Source organism: Mucilaginibacter conchicola (genome assembly GCF_003432115.1).
In the GTDB taxonomy this organism is placed as follows: domain Bacteria; phylum Bacteroidota; class Bacteroidia; order Sphingobacteriales; family Sphingobacteriaceae; genus Mucilaginibacter; species Mucilaginibacter conchicola.
The window spans coordinates 308,436-323,904 of sequence record NZ_QWDC01000002.1 but is presented as its reverse complement, the minus strand read 5'-3'; the positions used below and the strand labels follow the sequence as shown (position 1 = coordinate 323,904).

The following is a 15,469-nucleotide window of genomic DNA, read 5'->3' as shown; positions in this document are numbered from 1 at the left end:
AAATACAAAAAGTTTTGGGGTAGTGTAACACTTACACAAAAAAGCTCGTCATGGGTATTATAAGTTCTGAAAATAGTATAGGTACCATATTGGTTTTCGGACTAAAATTTAGTCATACATTATATTAAGCGGTATTAAAACCGAAACCTTTTAAAAAATGAAAAAACATATCTTAACCTTAATAGCAGTTATCAGCATATTCTCGGCTTGCAAAAAAGACAGCAACAACCCTGGCGGTGGTAATACCAATGGTGATTACCAACCGGTAACCAAAGGCTCAAACTGGACTTACGAAACCGAGTACTACGGTATCGAAAACTCAACAGATAAAGAAACTGCAACAAACACCATTACCGGTGTAACCAAAACTTTTGATGGTAAAAAATACTACGAAGTTAAAGTGGTATCAGAAGGCGATGAAGAAACTCAATACATTGGTATCAACAACCATGTGTATACTACCCTTACCATTGATGGTGAAGATACATTTGAGCTTCCGTATTTTATTGATAACAAATCGGTTAACGAATCAGTTATCACATCGCTTGCCAACCAGGAAGGTTTCCAGCTGCAGCTTAAAACTACCATCACCGAAAAAGGTATCAGCAAAGCTATCCTTGGTAAAACTTATACTAATGTTGTACACACTGTAACAGAAACACAGGCAAAGCAAACAGGTGCCGCTAACTTTACTACTACCAGCACTACAGATACTTACGTTGCTAAAGGTGTAGGTGTAATTGCTATATACGCTAAAACGCCAACCAAAAACGTACTTAAATCTGAGTTGAAAGCCTACGTGATCAAATAATCACGCTTATAAGATCAGTATCCGGCGCAGTGCAAGGGGGCCTGCGCCGGGGTAACTGGTCGTTTTTTGGATATAGCCTGCAAATCTTATATCACATCACACCTCACGCAAAAGACCCTGCTACAACACTATGAAAAAACAATTTTTACAAAAGCTAATGCTTTTGCTGGCTATACCTTTGGCTTTGCTTAGTTGCAAAAAGGGTAATCCTGCAAAACCGGATAAAAACGATACAACCATGCCGGTGGCCCAATTTGATTGGAACGGCGCACAACGCATTAACAGCGAAATACAGTTTGTAAACAAATCCAGGTACGCCGACAGCTACAAATGGGACTTTGGCGACGGGCAAATATCAACCAAAGCCAACCCCGATAAAATAAAATACGCGGGCGAAGGAACTTATGAGATCTTGCTTACCGCTATAAAAGGCACACGCAAAGCTTTTTACAAGCAGGTTATCTACATAGCGCCTGATAATAACCCCGCGCCGTTCTTCACCTTCGAGTTTAAAGACAACAAGAGCACTGCACCGGCTACCGTGGTTTTCAAGAACCAATCGGTAAACGCGCAAACTTACAAGTGGAAGATAAATGGCACAACTTATAATGAGGCCAATCCTACACACACGTTTAACCAGCCCGGTAAATACCTTGTTGAACTTACAGCTATTAACGGCAACGTACAAGCTACCTACAGCGATGAGGTTGAGGTTGACGTTAATACAGATCCGCAGGCGGGTTTCAGCTTAGCTTATCATCCGTACCCTTACACCATTAATGAGCCTATCCAGTTTGTAAACACATCAAAAAATGCCGATGCCTGGGACTGGACGTTTGGCGCAAATGGCCCTGCAGCATCTACAGAGCAGCATCCCGAAGTAAAGTTTGCAGTAGCCGGCAGCTACACCGTAACTCTCGTGGCAAAAAAGGGAACTAAGCAATCTGCACCTAAAACTATCACTATAAAGATCAATCCTTAACCGTATTGATCAGTTTTCTATTATTACTTGTTATGAGCCTGTTTGCATTTTGCAAGCAGGCTTTTTTATTTATCTTTATGAAGAGTTTTAACCTGTTAAATTATCACACTTGAAAAAATATTTACTCGCCCTGCTTCCGGTTTTGGTGTTTTGTTTTGGCTCTTGTAAAAAAGACACTCCGGATCTCTCAAACCTTACTGTTATAGACGGAGCTACTATCCCCGGCGGAAACAATTCCGGTTCAAATGGCAACAGCAGCGCCAACAGCAGTTATTTACCAACTACTACAGGCAGTTCATGGACTTATAAAAGCGATGCTACAGGCGAAAGTGCAGAAGCGCACATTACCGGCGTAATAACACCAATAAATGGCCAAAATTATTACGAATTGAAAAGTAATACCAAAGGGAAAGAAAATACTTTTCAATATTATTATGTAAAAGATAACAAGTATAAAATTGTAGCTACCACTGAGCAGGAAAAAGTAACGGTGGAGTTTTTTATATTGGATAATAACCTCGCTGTTGGCGGCGAGTGGACAGCTAAAATGACACCTGACGGTTTGGTAAATGGTATACCGGGGCAAACCGTAAGCAAGGTTATTGAAAAAGGAATTACTAAAACGGTACTAAATAATACCTACAATAATGTAATACATACCCGTATGACGGTGCAATATGATTTTGGAATAGGCAATGGTTTTGAAGATTTTGGTACTTATGATTACTATCTGGCTAAAGGCATCGGCTTAATTCAAACCGATTTTGAATTTATGGGTTTAAAAACCAAGTCTTACTTAACAAATTACTCTATTAAGTAACTCAACTCTTTAATAGTATACAAACGGTTCCGGGTACACATTCGGAACCGTTTCTGTTTACGTATATGTAAACAGTTGAGTATAAACATTTTTATAATTTATTTAATTAGAAATTAAATATGGCATGGTGGTTGCAAGGGTTAGCGTAAACAATGTAAAACTACCATTATGGAAACTACCACAGAAAAATCAGTTGAAGTACTAAACGACTTAATAGAAATTAACAACGACCGTATTGACGGTTTTACCCGCGCCGCCAAAGACCTTGGCGAAGGTGATGCCGACCTGAAAGCGATATTTGACAAGTATGCAAGCGATAGCCGCCAAAACGTGCAGGAGCTTAGCGCAGCAGTAGGCCAGGCTGGCGGCGAACTGGAAACAGGCAATACCGTAACAGGCACCATTCACCGTGCATGGCTGGATGTAAAAGCCACCTTTACCGGTCACGATCGTAAAGCTATTTTAGCGGAGTGCGAACGCGGTGAAGACGCTATCAAAAAAGCATACAAAAGCGCCCTGTCGCCGGATAGCAACCTGTCGCACGAACAGGCCGAGTTGATCGCTAAACAACAACAGTTGATAGAAGATGGTCATGATAAAATTAAATTCCTGAGAGATCACCAGGCATAATTCAAGATCAGTAATTTTTGATGTAACTAAAAGAGCCATCCGCAAAACGGATGGCTCTTTGTTTTTTACCTTTTTGCGAGGTAGTTAGGGCATTAAACCGTACCTTTGTGGTCTTTTATAAACCCCGAAAAAAAATAATCTGCCGTGATCATCTTAATATTTTTTCTTGCTCATTGGTTCTTGTCATTGTTCTTTCAAACCTTCTTTTTGCACAGGTATGCATCGCACAAAATGTTTACCACGCACAAAGTATTTGAGCGCATATTCTATGTGATGACCTATGTTTTCCAGGGATCATCGTATCTTAATCCACGTGCGTACGCCATTATGCACCGCGAACATCATGCTTACAGCGATACCGAAAAAGATCCGCACTCGCCGCATTTTTTTAAGGATGTTTTCCAGATGATGTGGTATACCGCCCAAACCTATAAAATGCACGAGCGCCGTTTAAAAGAACCCGAAGAGCGTTTTAAAGGCAACTACCCCGAGTGGAAATTTCTGGATGTTGTAGCATCATCAATGATATCGCGCGTAATATTTGGTTTGCTGTATGTAGCATTTTACATTCAGTTTGCTACTGCCTGGTGGATGTTCCTGCTGCTGCCTATCCATTTCCTGATGGGGCCGCTACACGGTGCCATTGTTAACTGGTGCGGTCATAAATACGGTTATTCAAACTTTGATAACAACGATAAATCAAAAAACACCACCCCGTTTGATTTTCTGATGTTGGGCGAGCTGTTCCAGAACAATCACCACCGCAGGCCAAATAGTGCCAACTTTGGTGCAAAATGGTTCGAGATCGATCCGGTTTACCCCATCATGAAACTGATGCACTGGGCCAGGATAATAAAATTGAGGAAAGCATACGCTTAATTAAGGTGAAAGCTTAAAGGTAAAAGGCGAAAGGTGATAAACTTTTCGCCTTTTTTATTTTTAGAGTTCTTCACCCTGTCATTTCGAGCGAGCAGAAGAGAGGACCTGTGCAAGGCGGCGGCGAGAAATCTTGTTACTTCATGCATATTTAAGAGACTTACACATTAACAGGGTTTCTTCTCGCTATCGCTCGTTCGAAATGACAACATTGGCGTAAGTAATTCAAAAAGTCTCCCCCTTCAGGGGGAGATTTAGAGGGGGCTTTCCTATCTTTGCCGCTCAATATATCTTACAATGAAAATATCGGTATTAGCACAAAATCTTCACGGCTCTGAAATTATCAAGATAGCCGGCGAGATAAACGAACTGAAAAAGCAAGGCCAAAACATTGCCAACTTAACCATTGGCGATTTCGACGCTGATATTTATCCTATCCCGGCAGAACTGCGCGACGGCATTATCGACGCCTATAACCATAATCAAACTAACTACCCGCCGGCTGATGGTATGCTGAGCCTGCGCGAGAGCGTATCCTCATTCCTGAGCCGTACTTTGGGTTTAGATTATGCTGCCAACCAGATATTGATCTCAGGCGGTTCGCGCCCTTTGATATACTCTACTTACCTTGCCCTGGTAGATCCGGGCGATAAGGTGGTTTTCCCTACACCATCATGGAACAATAACCACTACTGCGACCTTACCGGCGCCGAAGCGGTATTGGTAGAAACCCGCCCCGAAAATAACTTTATGCCTACGGCAGATGAGATTCGCCCGCATTTAAAAGGCGCAACCATGCTGGCACTTTGTTCGCCGTTAAACCCTACGGGTACCATGTTCGGTAAAAAAGACCTGGAAGAAATTTGCGACCTGGTGATTGCCGAAAACAAAAGCCGTGGTGCGGATGAAAAACCATTATACCTGTTGTACGATCAGATCTACTCACAATTAACCTTCGGCGAGTACAAACATTACGACCCGGTAACACTTCGCCCCGAGCTGAAGGATTACACCGTGTTTATTGATGGTGGCTCAAAATGCTTTGCCGCTACCGGCGTGCGCGTGGGCTGGGGCTTTGGTCCTGCGTTTATCATCAACAACATGAAAGCCATTGTTGGCCACATGGGTGCATGGTCGCCCAAAGCAGAGCAAGTTGCCATGGCCGAATATTTAAAAAACGACGGCTTTGTAAACACCTATCTGGATACACTGAAAGGTGACATCCAAGCCAGCTTGAACACCCTGCACGAAGGTTTCCAGGAACTGAAGGCAGAAGGCTTTGCAGTTGATTCAATTGAGCCGATGGGTGCTATCTACTTAACCGTTAAGTTAGACTACACCGGCAAAACCACAGCCGATGGTAAAGTGTTAGAGAACAGTGCCGATGTGAATTTCTACCTGATAAAAGAAGCAGGCGTTGCCTTTGTACCATTCTCGGCATTCGGCACCGGCGAAGAAGTGACCTGGTTCCGTGCATCAGTTGGTGCAACAGCGCTGGAAGAAATTCAGCAGATGATACCACGCATCCGCCAGGCATTGGCCAAATTGAAATAAAGAAACATTCTCCTCTTAAAGCCCTCCCCTTCAGGGGAGGGTTTGGGTGGGGCTAAATACTTGTACCATGCCAAACGGAACCCTCTACCTCATACCCGTACCCCTTGCTGATGAAGCTGCGGCTAAGTCTTTTACGCCATACCTCACAGATACCATCAACAGTATAAAAGAATACATTGTAGAGAACGAGAAAACTGCCCGCAAGTTCCTGAAGCAAGCCGGACTAAAAACCCCGCAAAGTGAACTGGTGATACATGATTATGGCAAACATAACCGCGATACTGGTTTAAAAGAGTTTTTTAAAGGATTATTGGCCGGTAACGATGTTGGCCTGATGAGCGAGGCCGGTTGCCCCGGTATTGCCGATCCTGGTGCTGATATTGTAGCCGAGGCGCATCGCAAAGGCATAACGGTGGTTCCATTGGTTGGCCCAAGCTCTATTTTGCTGGCGCTAATGGCATCAGGTTTTAACGGGCAAAGCTTTACTTTCCACGGCTACCTGCCTATTGATAAGATAGAACGTAGTAAACGCATCAAAGAACTGGAGACCGCGGCCGAGCGCAACAAGCAAACCCAGTTGTTTATCGAAACGCCTTTCCGTAACGATAGCATGCTGCAGGAAGTTTTGAAAAGCTGTAAGCCTGCAACACGCCTCTGCATTGCCTGCGATATTACCGCGCCAACAGAGTTTATTAAAACACAAACTATAGCTGCCTGGCAAAAACAAGTGCCCGATCTGCGTAAACGCCCGGCTATTTTCCTTTTATTCCATGCCTGATGATAGCACCGCCGCAACATACCAGTGTGCTTATTGTAGGGGCAGGGCCATCCGGATTGATGATGGCTGCACAGTTGCTGCGCTACGGTATCCAGCCGGTTATTGTAGATAGTAAGCCAGGTCCTACTGATCAGTCGAAGGCATTAGCCGTACAGGCCCGCTCGCTGGAGATTTACCGCCAGATGGGTGTGGTTGATAAACTGTTGCAGGAAGGCAAGAAAGCAAAAGGATTGGCTTATCATAAAGATGGTAAATACCTTGCGGGGCTGGATCTGAGCAAGGTGGGGAACAACCAAACCCTGTTCCCGTATATCCTGCTATACCCCCAAAGCAAGAACGAACGCGTATTGTTAGATTATCTCACACAGGCTGCCTGCCCGGTTTACTGGCAAACATCACTTATCAGCTTAAAGCAATTAGGCAGTAAAAGCGAAGCCACGCTGCAAGCCGGCGATAACACATACAACATTACCTGCGATTATATAATTGGTGCCGATGGTGCCCACAGCGTAGTGCGCAAACAAATGGGTATGCACTTTAAGGGCGATACTTATAACCATAAATTTTTCCTGGCGGATGTAAAGCTGAAAGCCACACTGGATGACCAGTTGATTAGTCTGTATATAGATGAGCTCGGCTTTGCCGGATTTTTCCCGCTGCCCGAAGCAAATACCTTCAGGATAGTCGCCAGCCTGCCCGATGAATTGGAGCAGGAAGAGAACCCAACCATGGACGCTGTGTTACCGGCATTGAATAATATCACCAAAAAAGATCTGCAGGTAGAGAAACTTAACTGGTTCACCACCTACAAATTGCATCACCGCATGGCCACGGCTTTTAGCGAGGCTAATTGTTTCCTTATTGGCGATGCAGCGCATATCCACTCGCCGGTTGGCGGGCAGGGCATGAATACCGGCCTGCAGGATGCCTATAACCTGGCCTGGAAACTGGCTGCAGTGCTTAACGGACAAATAGTCCCAAACGTATTGAACAGCTACGCAGAAGAGCGTATGCCCGTAGCAAAAGAATTGCTGAACACTACCGACAGGATCTTTAACGTAGTCACCTCGCGTAGCTGGTTTGGTAATTTGCTGAAGCGATACGTGGTACCCAAGGTGCTCAAATTTGGCTGGGAGAATAATGGTATCCGCGAACAATTTTTTAAGCGCGCATCACAAACAGGTATCAGCTATCGCGATAGCAAGTTGAGCTTGTCTCTTGGCCGCCCAACAGATATCAAAGCCGGCGACAGGCTACCTTACCTGGAGATCTACGACGAAAAGAAAAAAGCACAGACAGATATCCATACCTGGTGCGTTAAACCAGGCTTTACACTGCTCACATTCGGGCATGTGCAGGAGAGTTTTCTGTTTACCATTGCCAAATGGCTCACACAGGAATATAAGGGCGCTATCAACTTTTTCCACCTGCCGTACTCATCAGCCAATCAAAAAGTATTTGATGTACTGCAGATAACAGAAGGCACACGCAAGGCCGTCATCGTAAGGCCCGATATGCATATCGGCTATCTTAATGATCTGATCGATATCAGTATGATGAATAACTACCTGCATAATATAGTTGGCTTTAAAGCATAACAGAAATGCCCCGGCAATCGCTGCCAGGGCATTTACACTAAACCAAACACTATTATGAAAAAATCAGGGGTATTATTTTTATGCCGCCAAAACGCTCTGTTTGCTTAAGCCGGCGCTGCCCGTTTCGTGGTAGCTGCTTATAGCTAAATGGTCCTGCATTTTAACAGTGAAAGTGGTTTCGCCGTGGTTGGCAGAAAGCACCAGGTATTCTCCTATGGTATTCAGCAGTAATAGCTCGCCGGTTATGTAATTGATGGCTACTTTATGGGCGGCAATATCTGTTATGTCAGATTCTATCAGTTCCAGCTGTGGCACCTCAAAATTGATGGCGTTACCAAGTGTATCAGTAAGCACCGGGATCTTATTCTTCAACGATTCTATAAAGTATCCTATCGCAAAACTCAACTTGTAATGCAGCGAGTTGGCGCGGCCGTCGTTATTCTTCATTTCGCTGAAGGTTTTCAGCACATTGCCCGGGTTGTACGTCTGCGATTTCAGCAGAAACTCGCGGTATGATGCCGATAGTATATTGCGTTCAAAATCTGTAGTAGCCGATGAATCGATAACTTGTTTCCAGGTAAGTTTGATGATAGCTTTTGACATAACGGTACGTTTATATTTAATTGACTGATGTTCTTTTTTGTCCCGGTGATATTTATAATTGAATGCCGAAAGTGTACGTGCCGGTATAGCCCGCCGCAATACTTCCGGTTAAGGATGGCGTTTCGTTAGCCAGGTCGGTAGCCGAGTTACCAAGGATACCATCCTGCGCGTTGCGGGTAGTGTTTACGCCCACTCCGTAATGCGTATGTACGGCATCAGAAATGGTCTCGGGGAAGGCAAACTGTGCGGTTTTCTTCAGCACATTATTCACAAAAACCTCAAAGTGAATGTGTGTTGCCCTGCCCTGGTACCAGCCAGGGTAAACAGTAGTGAAGGTTACTGCACCTTTATCATCAGTAGTTTGATAGCCGCGTAAAAATGTTTCGCCTACAAAGCTTTTACCGTTTTGGTTACCATAGCCGGAGTAGTAGCCATCCTTACTGCAATGCCAAATATCAACACGGGCGTTGGTTACTACGTTACAGTTATCATTTACGTTTACCACCAGCAGGTTAAGCACTAACGGAACGCCGGTTTGCCCGCCGGTAATGTCAGATCTGTCGAGCGGATTTTTTATTTCGCCGCCGGGGTATGGGTAGGGGCCTTCCACCTCGGTAGGGGTAACACGGCAGGCACTGCTGCCAGAGTTTGTTTCTGCCGATGTTGTAGTGCCACTTGGGTTGGTTACCGAGCTTGACGCAGAATCTTTTTTGCAGGCATCAAACAACATTGGGGCTGCCGCTGCGGCAACTGCAAATGATCTTAAGAAATGTTTGCGTTCCATAATTACAGAAGTTTAGTAGGGGGTTGAACGTTTAGTTTACTTCTGTAAAAGTATCAGACTTGCGGCAGGCGGGGAAGCGGGTGTCGGTAAATGCCGTTTTTGTGTCGATTATCGATGTTTTTTCATCTCAATTTCATCCAGCGGCGGGCAAAATCGGCATAGCTGTCGCTGATGGGCAGCTCAACCGCAGGCAGTTTAAGCTTACGGTTCTGGATAGAAAGGATCTTGCCGACTGGTACAATATAACTGCGATGTATACGCTGAAAACGGTCTCCGGGCAGCTTTTCCAGCACCTTCTTTAATGGCATCAGGGTAAGGATGGTTTTATCAAATTGCAGGTGTATCTTGATGTAATCTTCCATACTCTCTATGTACTCAATGTCCTTTAGGTTTATCTTCACCATCTTGTATTCGGAGTACACATACAGGCTATCGCCTTCCCCATCACCATTGGTAGCGTTCTTATATCGATAGTAGTCCGCAGCTTTTTCAATCGCCTTGCCGAAACGTTTTATGTCTATCGGTTTTAGCAGGTAATCTATCGCCTCTAATTCAAAGCCCTCAAACGCAAAGTTTTTATAAGCTGTGGTGAATATAACCATAGGCTTACTCTCCAGCGATCTTACTAAATCTATCCCGGTAATATCGGGCATGTTGATGTCTACAAACAGCAGGTCAATCTGGTTGTTCCGCAGGTATTCGGCGCCGGATATGGCATCCTCAAAGGTTTGCACCAGCGTCAACGACGGAAACCTTGATACATAGTTTTTGATCAGCTCCAAGGCTAAAGGCTCATCATCTATGGCAACACATTTCAATTGCATACTCATTAACTATGTAAGGTTAATACTACCATAAACTGATTGTTCTCATCTTTTATGTTGAGGAAGTGTTTGCCCGGATACAGGTGTTTTAAACGCTGGCGGGTATTATTAAGGCCAATGCCGGTACGCTCCAGTTTCTCGTTGCGCTCAAATATAGGGTTCACGCACAGAAAGGTAATGGTATCTGGTTTCACCAGCAAATTGATGTCGATATCGCTTTGGTGCTGCTTGCTTATGCCGTATTTAAACACATTCTCTACAAACGTCATCAGCAAAAGGGGGGCTATCTTTTTGCCGCTCAGATCGCCTTGCACAGTAAAGCTTACCGATGTTTTTGAACCAAGGCGCAAGCGCTGCAGGTCGATATAGTTGGAGATACAGTTCACCTCGTTCTGCAGCTCAACAAAATCTTCTTCCACCTCGTCGGTAACGTAGCGCATAATGTTGGATAGCTTCATGATGCTATCGGCCGTATGCTCACTACTGGTGATAGCCAATGTATAGATGTTATTTAGTGTATTGAAAAGGAAGTGCGGGTTGATCTGCGCTTTTAAAAATGATAGCTCAGCGTTGGCTTTCTCTGCCTCGGCGCTGATGGCGCGCTGCTCGGTGGTTTGCCATTGGCGAACCGTTTTTGTGGCCGTACTCAAGGCCATTATCATGATGAACAGAAACAAGCTCGACGAGTCGAAATGTTTGCGCCTTCTGAATTGCGGCCTGTTACCAAACTGTGGCGGCTGTGGCATATTGCCCGGCGCCATTTGCGGCTGATGGCCGGCACTATCTGCCTGCATGCCCTGTGGCGCTGGCGGCGGTTGTTGCCTGTTGCTATCCGGCTGAAGGTTTGGTGGCGGGCCGCCTGCACCGTTGCCTGGCGGGCCAAACTGCGGCCCCGGTTGTTGGGCTGCCATTTGTGAAAAAGCCTTGCCATTTATACTACGAAACAACCTGTCGTAAGGGCGCAGTACGTAAACGGCGCTTAACAGGCAGAAACATATAATGGCGAAATCGATATATCGCTTTCTGAGGAAAAAGCGGGGAAAAAGGAAGTTTGTATTAAGATAGAACAAGATGATGTACGTGGCGCAGAACACCCAGTAATAAGGCGATGCGATAATAGTACCCATAGAGATATCTCCGCTTGGGCCATTAAGGAACAGCAGGGGAAAGGTCATGAACAACAGCCAGCAGGCTATATGTATGAGTACCGAGAAGGTTTTTAAGCGTAGCATCCCCAAAAGAAATGTTTATCAGCTTAAAAGTAAGCAAAGTATCGGTAAGCGGGCAGTATGTGTAGATGAATTAACCGTGGATGGTTTCGGCTTTACCGTAGTTTTGTATCACCTGAGCTTCAAAAGCCAGGAACTCTGTCCAGCGTTTATCTACGTCAACATCTACAGCATATTTCTTAGCCAGGCGAATGAAGGTAGCATAGTGGGTAGCCTCGCTTACCATTAGCTCGTAATAAAAGTCGGACAGTTCTTTATCGCCGATATTCTCTGATAACACCTTGAAACGTTCGCAGCTGCGGGCCTCTATCATGGCTGATAACAGCAGGCGGTCTATCAACTGCGCCTCGCGGCCGCCGCCTACTATCATAAACTTACGCAGCTCGTTCACATAATCGTCCTTACGCTCGCGGCCCAATGTATAACCCCGCGCTATGATGATCTGGTGAACACGTTTAAAGTGATCCATTTCTTCCTGCACAAGATCGCACATCTCCTGCACCAGATCGCTCAGGTTAGGGTTTTGCACGATGAGGGTGATAGCGTTGCTGGCAGCCTTTTGCTCACAAAAAGCATGGTCGGTAAGCAATTCTTCGATGTTACTTTCCACAACGTTTTTTACCCACAGCGGATCGGTAGGTAACTGCAGCTTTAAAATGGTTTTCTCGTTCACGTGAACAAAGATAGGGGTTATGAGCGGAAAGGTGAAAGACTTTTGAACCGTCATGCCGAACTTGTTTCGGCATCTCATTAGCAGGTTGGGCTTAGCGTGCGGGGTGCTGAAACAAGTTCAGTATGACGTTAGTCCTGATCAGCTTTTACTTATACAAACTTTTACTCTCAATAAACTTCAGCACCGGATCGGGCACAAAGTACTGTATATTCTTTTTCTCTTTGATGGATTTGCGGATGAACGTCGCCGAAAGTTCCATCAGCGGGGTCATGGTAATGGTTACGGATGGGTGCGATGCAAATTCGGCATTTTCATAGCCGGGACGGGGATAAACAAAGATCTGGTAATCGCGTAGGATGAGGTTATAGTTCTTCCACTTGTGCAGCGTTACCAGGTTATCTGAACCCATGATAAGGGCAAACTCGTGCTCGGGATATTTTTCTTTAAGATGGGTAAGGGTATCTATTGTATAAGATGGCTGTGGTAGTTTCAGCTCCACATCACTTACCGAAATGTTGGTAGCATTTTCGGTAGCCAGTTTGGCCATCTCCAGGCGGTCGTAGGTGTTAATAAGATCGCCGTACTTTTTTAACGGGTTTTGGGGCGATACCACCAGCCAAACCTTATCTAAAGCGGTATGGTTAGCCATGTAGTTGGCAATTATCAAATGCCCGATGTGTATAGGATTAAACGAACCGAATAATAGACCGACTTTCATAAGGTACCCCCTAACCCCCTGAAGGGGGAATGTTTAATTGTGAGGCCCCAACTTTAACGAGCGTTAAAGCTCCTCCGCCAACTGGCGGAAGCAGGGGCTAACTAATAAAATTTTTCACCAGTTCCTCAGCTTCTTTACAAGCTGTCTGAAGATCGTAATTTTTGAGGATAATATCAAATTGAGGTGCGTATCCCAGCTCTTTTTCTGCCTTTGCAAAGCGTTCCTGCAGCTTTTCGGCGCTATCGGTACCGCGGCCGGTAAGGCGTTCTATCAGTACTTCTAACGATGGTGGCTGTACAAATATGGCCAGTGCTTGGTCCATGTATTTGCGTTTAAGGTGCATGCCGCCTTCCACATCGATATCAAATATTACGGTTTTACCGGTAGACCAGATGCGCTCGATCTCGGTACGCAGGGTGCCATAGAAAGTACCGCTGTAAACCTCTTCAAACTCAACAAATTGTTTTTTGGCAATACGGTGCAGAAACTCTTCTTTGCTGATGAAGTAATAATCGCTGCCATCTTTTTCCTCGCCACGAGCAGGGCGGGTAGTGGCCGAAATAGAAAACTCCAGCTCGGGCATTTTGCGCAGCAGGTGGTGCACTATGGTTGTTTTACCTGCGCCCGACGGGGCCGAAAATATGATGAGTTTTCCTTCCATTTTTATTGGGTCATTAGGTCATTGAGTCATTGAGTCATTTTTTCGTATTGTAGAGAATGACCTAATGACCCAGTGACTCAATGATTATAGCACGTTTAATAGTTGTTCTTTAATTTTCTCCAGCTCTTCTTTCATGCCTACTACCAGTTTCTGGATATCGGCGTCGTTTGCTTTTGAGCCAAGGGTATTTATCTCGCGGCCTATCTCCTGTGATATAAAGCCAAGCTTCTTGCCATTTGCGTCAGCGGCTTTAAGGGTTTCCAGGAAGTAGTCGCAGTGGCTTTTAAGCCTTATTTTCTCTTCTGTGATGTCCAGCTTATCAATGTAGTAGATCAGCTCTTGTTCAAAACGGTCTCTGTTGATACTTTCAGTTCCTACGGCCTCGCTCAGGAACTGGTTTAAACGCTCGCGAATAACCGGCACGCGCTTAGGCTCTGCTACCTCAACAGCTGCAAGGTTGGTAAGGATAATACCGATGCGGTGTTTAATATCCTGCTCTAATACGTTGCCCTCATCACTGCGGAATTTCTGGAAGGCAGTTAATGCCTGCTGAAAGGTTTTTTCAACCTGTTTCCATTCGTCCTCGTTTACGGTATCCTCATCGTACTTAACTACTTCAGGCAGACCAAGCGCCAGCTGGAAAAGATTGGTTGATTGTTCGCCTACCTGTTCGCTTACGCTTTTAAGCTGGTTGTAGTAATGCATCAGCAGGTCGCGGTCAATACCGGCGGCTTTTACATTAGAGCCTGTTTGCTCAACATTAATGCTAAGATTTACCTTACCACGCTCAATTTGCTTGCTGCATTCGTTACGTAGCTGGAACTCTTTTTCGGAAAACATTTTTGGCAGGCGCAACGACAGCTCGAGGAATTTGCTGTTCAGCGATTTAAGCTCGACGGTATATTTAACATTACCAGCATCAAACGTGGCAATACCATACCCGGTCATGGACTTTATCATACGCAAAGATAAATATTTTTGGTTAGGTTGGTAAGTAGAGAATAGTTAACCCAGTATCGTCATGCCGAACTCGTTTCGGCACCCCCATCAGCAGGTTTAAAACGGCGTTAAAGAATGTGGGATCCCGAAACAAGTTCGGGATGACGGGATAGAGTTCTAATCACAAACCTTAACACTTTTTCACATTTGCAACCATGTACATTTTGTACTTTTACTACGTTTAATATTATATGCGCATAAAGTTTTTATCATTTCTTGCGGCTCTGCTGGGCCTGTGTACAATTGCCAATGCGCAAAACGGCACTATAAAGGGTGCCATTTTTAAGCGCATTTCCTCTGAGCGACTTAGTGGCGTTGCTGTCACCAATACAAAAACCAGCGTATTTGTAATGAGTGATGCCCTGGGAAATTTTTCTATCTCTGCCGCTGCCGGCGATACTTTAGAGTTTAACAAAAGCGGCTTTACACCGCAAAAACAAGCAGTATCGGCTTATGGTGGAATGGTAGTATATATGCAGCCCGAAGTTCAGTTAGGTGAAGTTAGGGTTGTTGGCCAAACCAAAAAGCAAGAGATGAACGAGATAATGAATGATTATCGCAAACAAGGTACTTTCTATAATGGTAAGCCGCCGGTGCTTTCTATGCTTACCAACCCCTTAACAGGCATTTATGAACTGTTCGGTAAAACACCGGGTAGGGCAAAGCGCTTTGCGGAGTATCAGAAAAAGGAATTGCAGGCCAGCGAGGTTGATAAACGTTATAATAAACCCTTCATTATGCGTATAACCGGCGAAACAGATACGGCCAAAGTACAGCAGTTTATGAATTTCTACCGCCCTACTTATGATGACCTAAAAACCTGGGCCGATTATGACCTTATCCAACATACAAAAACACAGTGGGAGTATTTCCAGAAAAACGGCGGGAAAGACAGGTTGCAGAAGTTGTATTAAGTAACGGAGTTAGGG

At 44.9% G+C, this 15,469-nt stretch carries 17 protein-coding genes; 9 read left to right on the top strand and 8 right to left on the bottom strand.

The features are described 5' to 3' along the window. Window positions 1–157: 157 nt before the first annotated feature. From D0C36_RS11085 to D0C36_RS11050, 8 genes are all read left to right on the top strand, one after another. Window positions 158–811 (top strand): hypothetical protein, encoded by a 654-nt coding sequence (locus tag D0C36_RS11085; protein WP_117391696.1) that lies wholly within the window; start codon window positions 158–160, stop codon window positions 809–811. A 130-nt stretch (window positions 812–941) separates the two neighbouring features. Then, the gene (locus D0C36_RS11080) at window positions 942–1,793 is read left to right on the top strand and encodes a PKD domain-containing protein (protein WP_117391695.1); all 852 of its coding nucleotides are present in this window, start codon (window positions 942–944) and stop codon (window positions 1,791–1,793) included. 109 nt (window positions 1,794–1,902) lie between these two features. Further along, on the top strand, window positions 1,903–2,613 hold the full coding sequence (locus D0C36_RS11075) for a hypothetical protein (protein WP_117391694.1): 711 nt from the start codon (window positions 1,903–1,905) through the stop codon (window positions 2,611–2,613). 168 nt (window positions 2,614–2,781) lie between these two features. After that, window positions 2,782–3,243 carry a ferritin-like domain-containing protein gene (locus tag D0C36_RS11070; protein ID WP_117391693.1) on the top strand — a complete coding sequence of 154 codons (462 nt, stop codon included), beginning with the start codon at window positions 2,782–2,784 and terminating at the stop codon, window positions 3,241–3,243. Window positions 3,244–3,387: 144 nt separating this feature from the next. Beyond that, window positions 3,388–4,122 (top strand): acyl-CoA desaturase, encoded by a 735-nt coding sequence (locus D0C36_RS11065; protein ID WP_117391692.1) that lies wholly within the window; start codon window positions 3,388–3,390, stop codon window positions 4,120–4,122. Between the two features lie 294 nt (window positions 4,123–4,416). Further along, window positions 4,417–5,673 (top strand): pyridoxal phosphate-dependent aminotransferase, encoded by a 1,257-nt coding sequence (locus D0C36_RS11060; RefSeq protein ID WP_117391691.1) that lies wholly within the window; start codon window positions 4,417–4,419, stop codon window positions 5,671–5,673. Window positions 5,674–5,740: 67 nt separating this feature from the next. Next, window positions 5,741–6,451, top strand: a complete 711-nt coding sequence (locus tag D0C36_RS11055) for an SAM-dependent methyltransferase (protein ID WP_117391690.1) — start codon at window positions 5,741–5,743, stop codon at window positions 6,449–6,451. Continuing rightward, the gene (locus tag D0C36_RS11050) at window positions 6,451–8,049 is read left to right on the top strand and encodes an FAD-dependent monooxygenase (protein WP_117391689.1); all 1,599 of its coding nucleotides are present in this window, start codon (window positions 6,451–6,453) and stop codon (window positions 8,047–8,049) included. The genes D0C36_RS11055 and D0C36_RS11050 overlap by 1 nt, the downstream gene beginning before the upstream one ends. Before the next feature lie 78 nt (window positions 8,050–8,127). Here the strand turns inward: D0C36_RS11050 and D0C36_RS11045 are convergent, their stop codons facing one another. From D0C36_RS11045 to D0C36_RS11010, 8 genes are all read right to left on the bottom strand, one after another. Next, window positions 8,128–8,652: a hypothetical protein gene (locus D0C36_RS11045; RefSeq protein ID WP_117391688.1), complete on the bottom strand. Its 525-nt coding sequence runs from the start codon at window positions 8,650–8,652 to the stop codon at window positions 8,128–8,130. Between the two features lie 52 nt (window positions 8,653–8,704). Next, window positions 8,705–9,436: a dioxygenase family protein gene (locus D0C36_RS11040; protein ID WP_117391687.1), complete on the bottom strand. Its 732-nt coding sequence runs from the start codon at window positions 9,434–9,436 to the stop codon at window positions 8,705–8,707. A gap of 122 nt (window positions 9,437–9,558) precedes the next feature. Continuing rightward, window positions 9,559–10,266 (bottom strand): LytR/AlgR family response regulator transcription factor, encoded by a 708-nt coding sequence (locus tag D0C36_RS11035; protein ID WP_233524470.1) that lies wholly within the window; start codon window positions 10,264–10,266, stop codon window positions 9,559–9,561. Beyond that, window positions 10,266–11,492, bottom strand: coding sequence for a histidine kinase (locus D0C36_RS11030; RefSeq protein WP_117391686.1), 1,227 nt, complete (start codon window positions 11,490–11,492; stop codon window positions 10,266–10,268). The genes D0C36_RS11035 and D0C36_RS11030 overlap by 1 nt, the downstream gene beginning before the upstream one ends. Before the next feature lie 70 nt (window positions 11,493–11,562). Beyond that, window positions 11,563–12,216, bottom strand: coding sequence for a tRNA-(ms[2]io[6]A)-hydroxylase (miaE, locus tag D0C36_RS11025; RefSeq protein WP_317126770.1), 654 nt, complete (start codon window positions 12,214–12,216; stop codon window positions 11,563–11,565). 91 nt (window positions 12,217–12,307) lie between these two features. Then, entirely contained in the window at window positions 12,308–12,880 is a 573-nt protein-coding gene (gene nadD / locus D0C36_RS11020) for a nicotinate (nicotinamide) nucleotide adenylyltransferase (protein WP_117391684.1), read from the bottom strand. Between the two features lie 97 nt (window positions 12,881–12,977). Further along, window positions 12,978–13,541, bottom strand: a complete 564-nt coding sequence (gene gmk / locus D0C36_RS11015; RefSeq protein ID WP_117391683.1) for a guanylate kinase — start codon at window positions 13,539–13,541, stop codon at window positions 12,978–12,980. 84 nt (window positions 13,542–13,625) lie between these two features. Next, on the bottom strand, window positions 13,626–14,501 hold the full coding sequence (locus D0C36_RS11010) for a YicC/YloC family endoribonuclease (RefSeq protein WP_233524469.1): 876 nt from the start codon (window positions 14,499–14,501) through the stop codon (window positions 13,626–13,628). A gap of 230 nt (window positions 14,502–14,731) precedes the next feature. Here D0C36_RS11010 and D0C36_RS11005 point away from each other — a divergent pair, with 230 nt between their 5' ends. Continuing rightward, window positions 14,732–15,454: a hypothetical protein gene (locus tag D0C36_RS11005; RefSeq protein ID WP_117391681.1), complete on the top strand. Its 723-nt coding sequence runs from the start codon at window positions 14,732–14,734 to the stop codon at window positions 15,452–15,454. The last annotated feature ends 15 nt before the right edge of the window (window positions 15,455–15,469 follow it).

Excerpts from the sequence above, each read along its gene's own strand:
- nadD (WP_117391684.1), bottom strand. The coding sequence starts at position 12,880 with ATGAAAGTCGGTCTATTATTCGGTTCGTTTAATCCTATACACATCGGG.
- gmk (WP_117391683.1), bottom strand. The coding sequence starts at position 13,541 with ATGGAAGGAAAACTCATCATATTTTCGGCCCCGTCGGGCGCAGGTAAA.
- D0C36_RS11005 (WP_117391681.1), top strand. The coding sequence starts at position 14,732 with ATGCGCATAAAGTTTTTATCATTTCTTGCGGCTCTGCTGGGCCTGTGT.
- D0C36_RS11070 (WP_117391693.1), top strand. The coding sequence starts at position 2,782 with ATGGAAACTACCACAGAAAAATCAGTTGAAGTACTAAACGACTTAATA.
- D0C36_RS11085 (WP_117391696.1), top strand. The coding sequence starts at position 158 with ATGAAAAAACATATCTTAACCTTAATAGCAGTTATCAGCATATTCTCG.
- D0C36_RS11035 (WP_233524470.1), bottom strand. The coding sequence starts at position 10,266 with ATGAGTATGCAATTGAAATGTGTTGCCATAGATGATGAGCCTTTAGCC.
- D0C36_RS11080 (WP_117391695.1), top strand. The coding sequence starts at position 942 with ATGAAAAAACAATTTTTACAAAAGCTAATGCTTTTGCTGGCTATACCT.
- D0C36_RS11050 (WP_117391689.1), top strand. The coding sequence starts at position 6,451 with ATGATAGCACCGCCGCAACATACCAGTGTGCTTATTGTAGGGGCAGGG.
- D0C36_RS11040 (WP_117391687.1), bottom strand. The coding sequence starts at position 9,436 with ATGGAACGCAAACATTTCTTAAGATCATTTGCAGTTGCCGCAGCGGCA.
- D0C36_RS11010 (WP_233524469.1), bottom strand. The coding sequence starts at position 14,501 with ATGATAAAGTCCATGACCGGGTATGGTATTGCCACGTTTGATGCTGGT.
- miaE (WP_317126770.1), bottom strand. The coding sequence starts at position 12,216 with ATGACGGTTCAAAAGTCTTTCACCTTTCCGCTCATAACCCCTATCTTT.
- D0C36_RS11060 (WP_117391691.1), top strand. The coding sequence starts at position 4,417 with ATGAAAATATCGGTATTAGCACAAAATCTTCACGGCTCTGAAATTATC.
- D0C36_RS11055 (WP_117391690.1), top strand. The coding sequence starts at position 5,741 with ATGCCAAACGGAACCCTCTACCTCATACCCGTACCCCTTGCTGATGAA.
- D0C36_RS11045 (WP_117391688.1), bottom strand. The coding sequence starts at position 8,652 with ATGTCAAAAGCTATCATCAAACTTACCTGGAAACAAGTTATCGATTCA.
- D0C36_RS11030 (WP_117391686.1), bottom strand. The coding sequence starts at position 11,492 with ATGCTACGCTTAAAAACCTTCTCGGTACTCATACATATAGCCTGCTGG.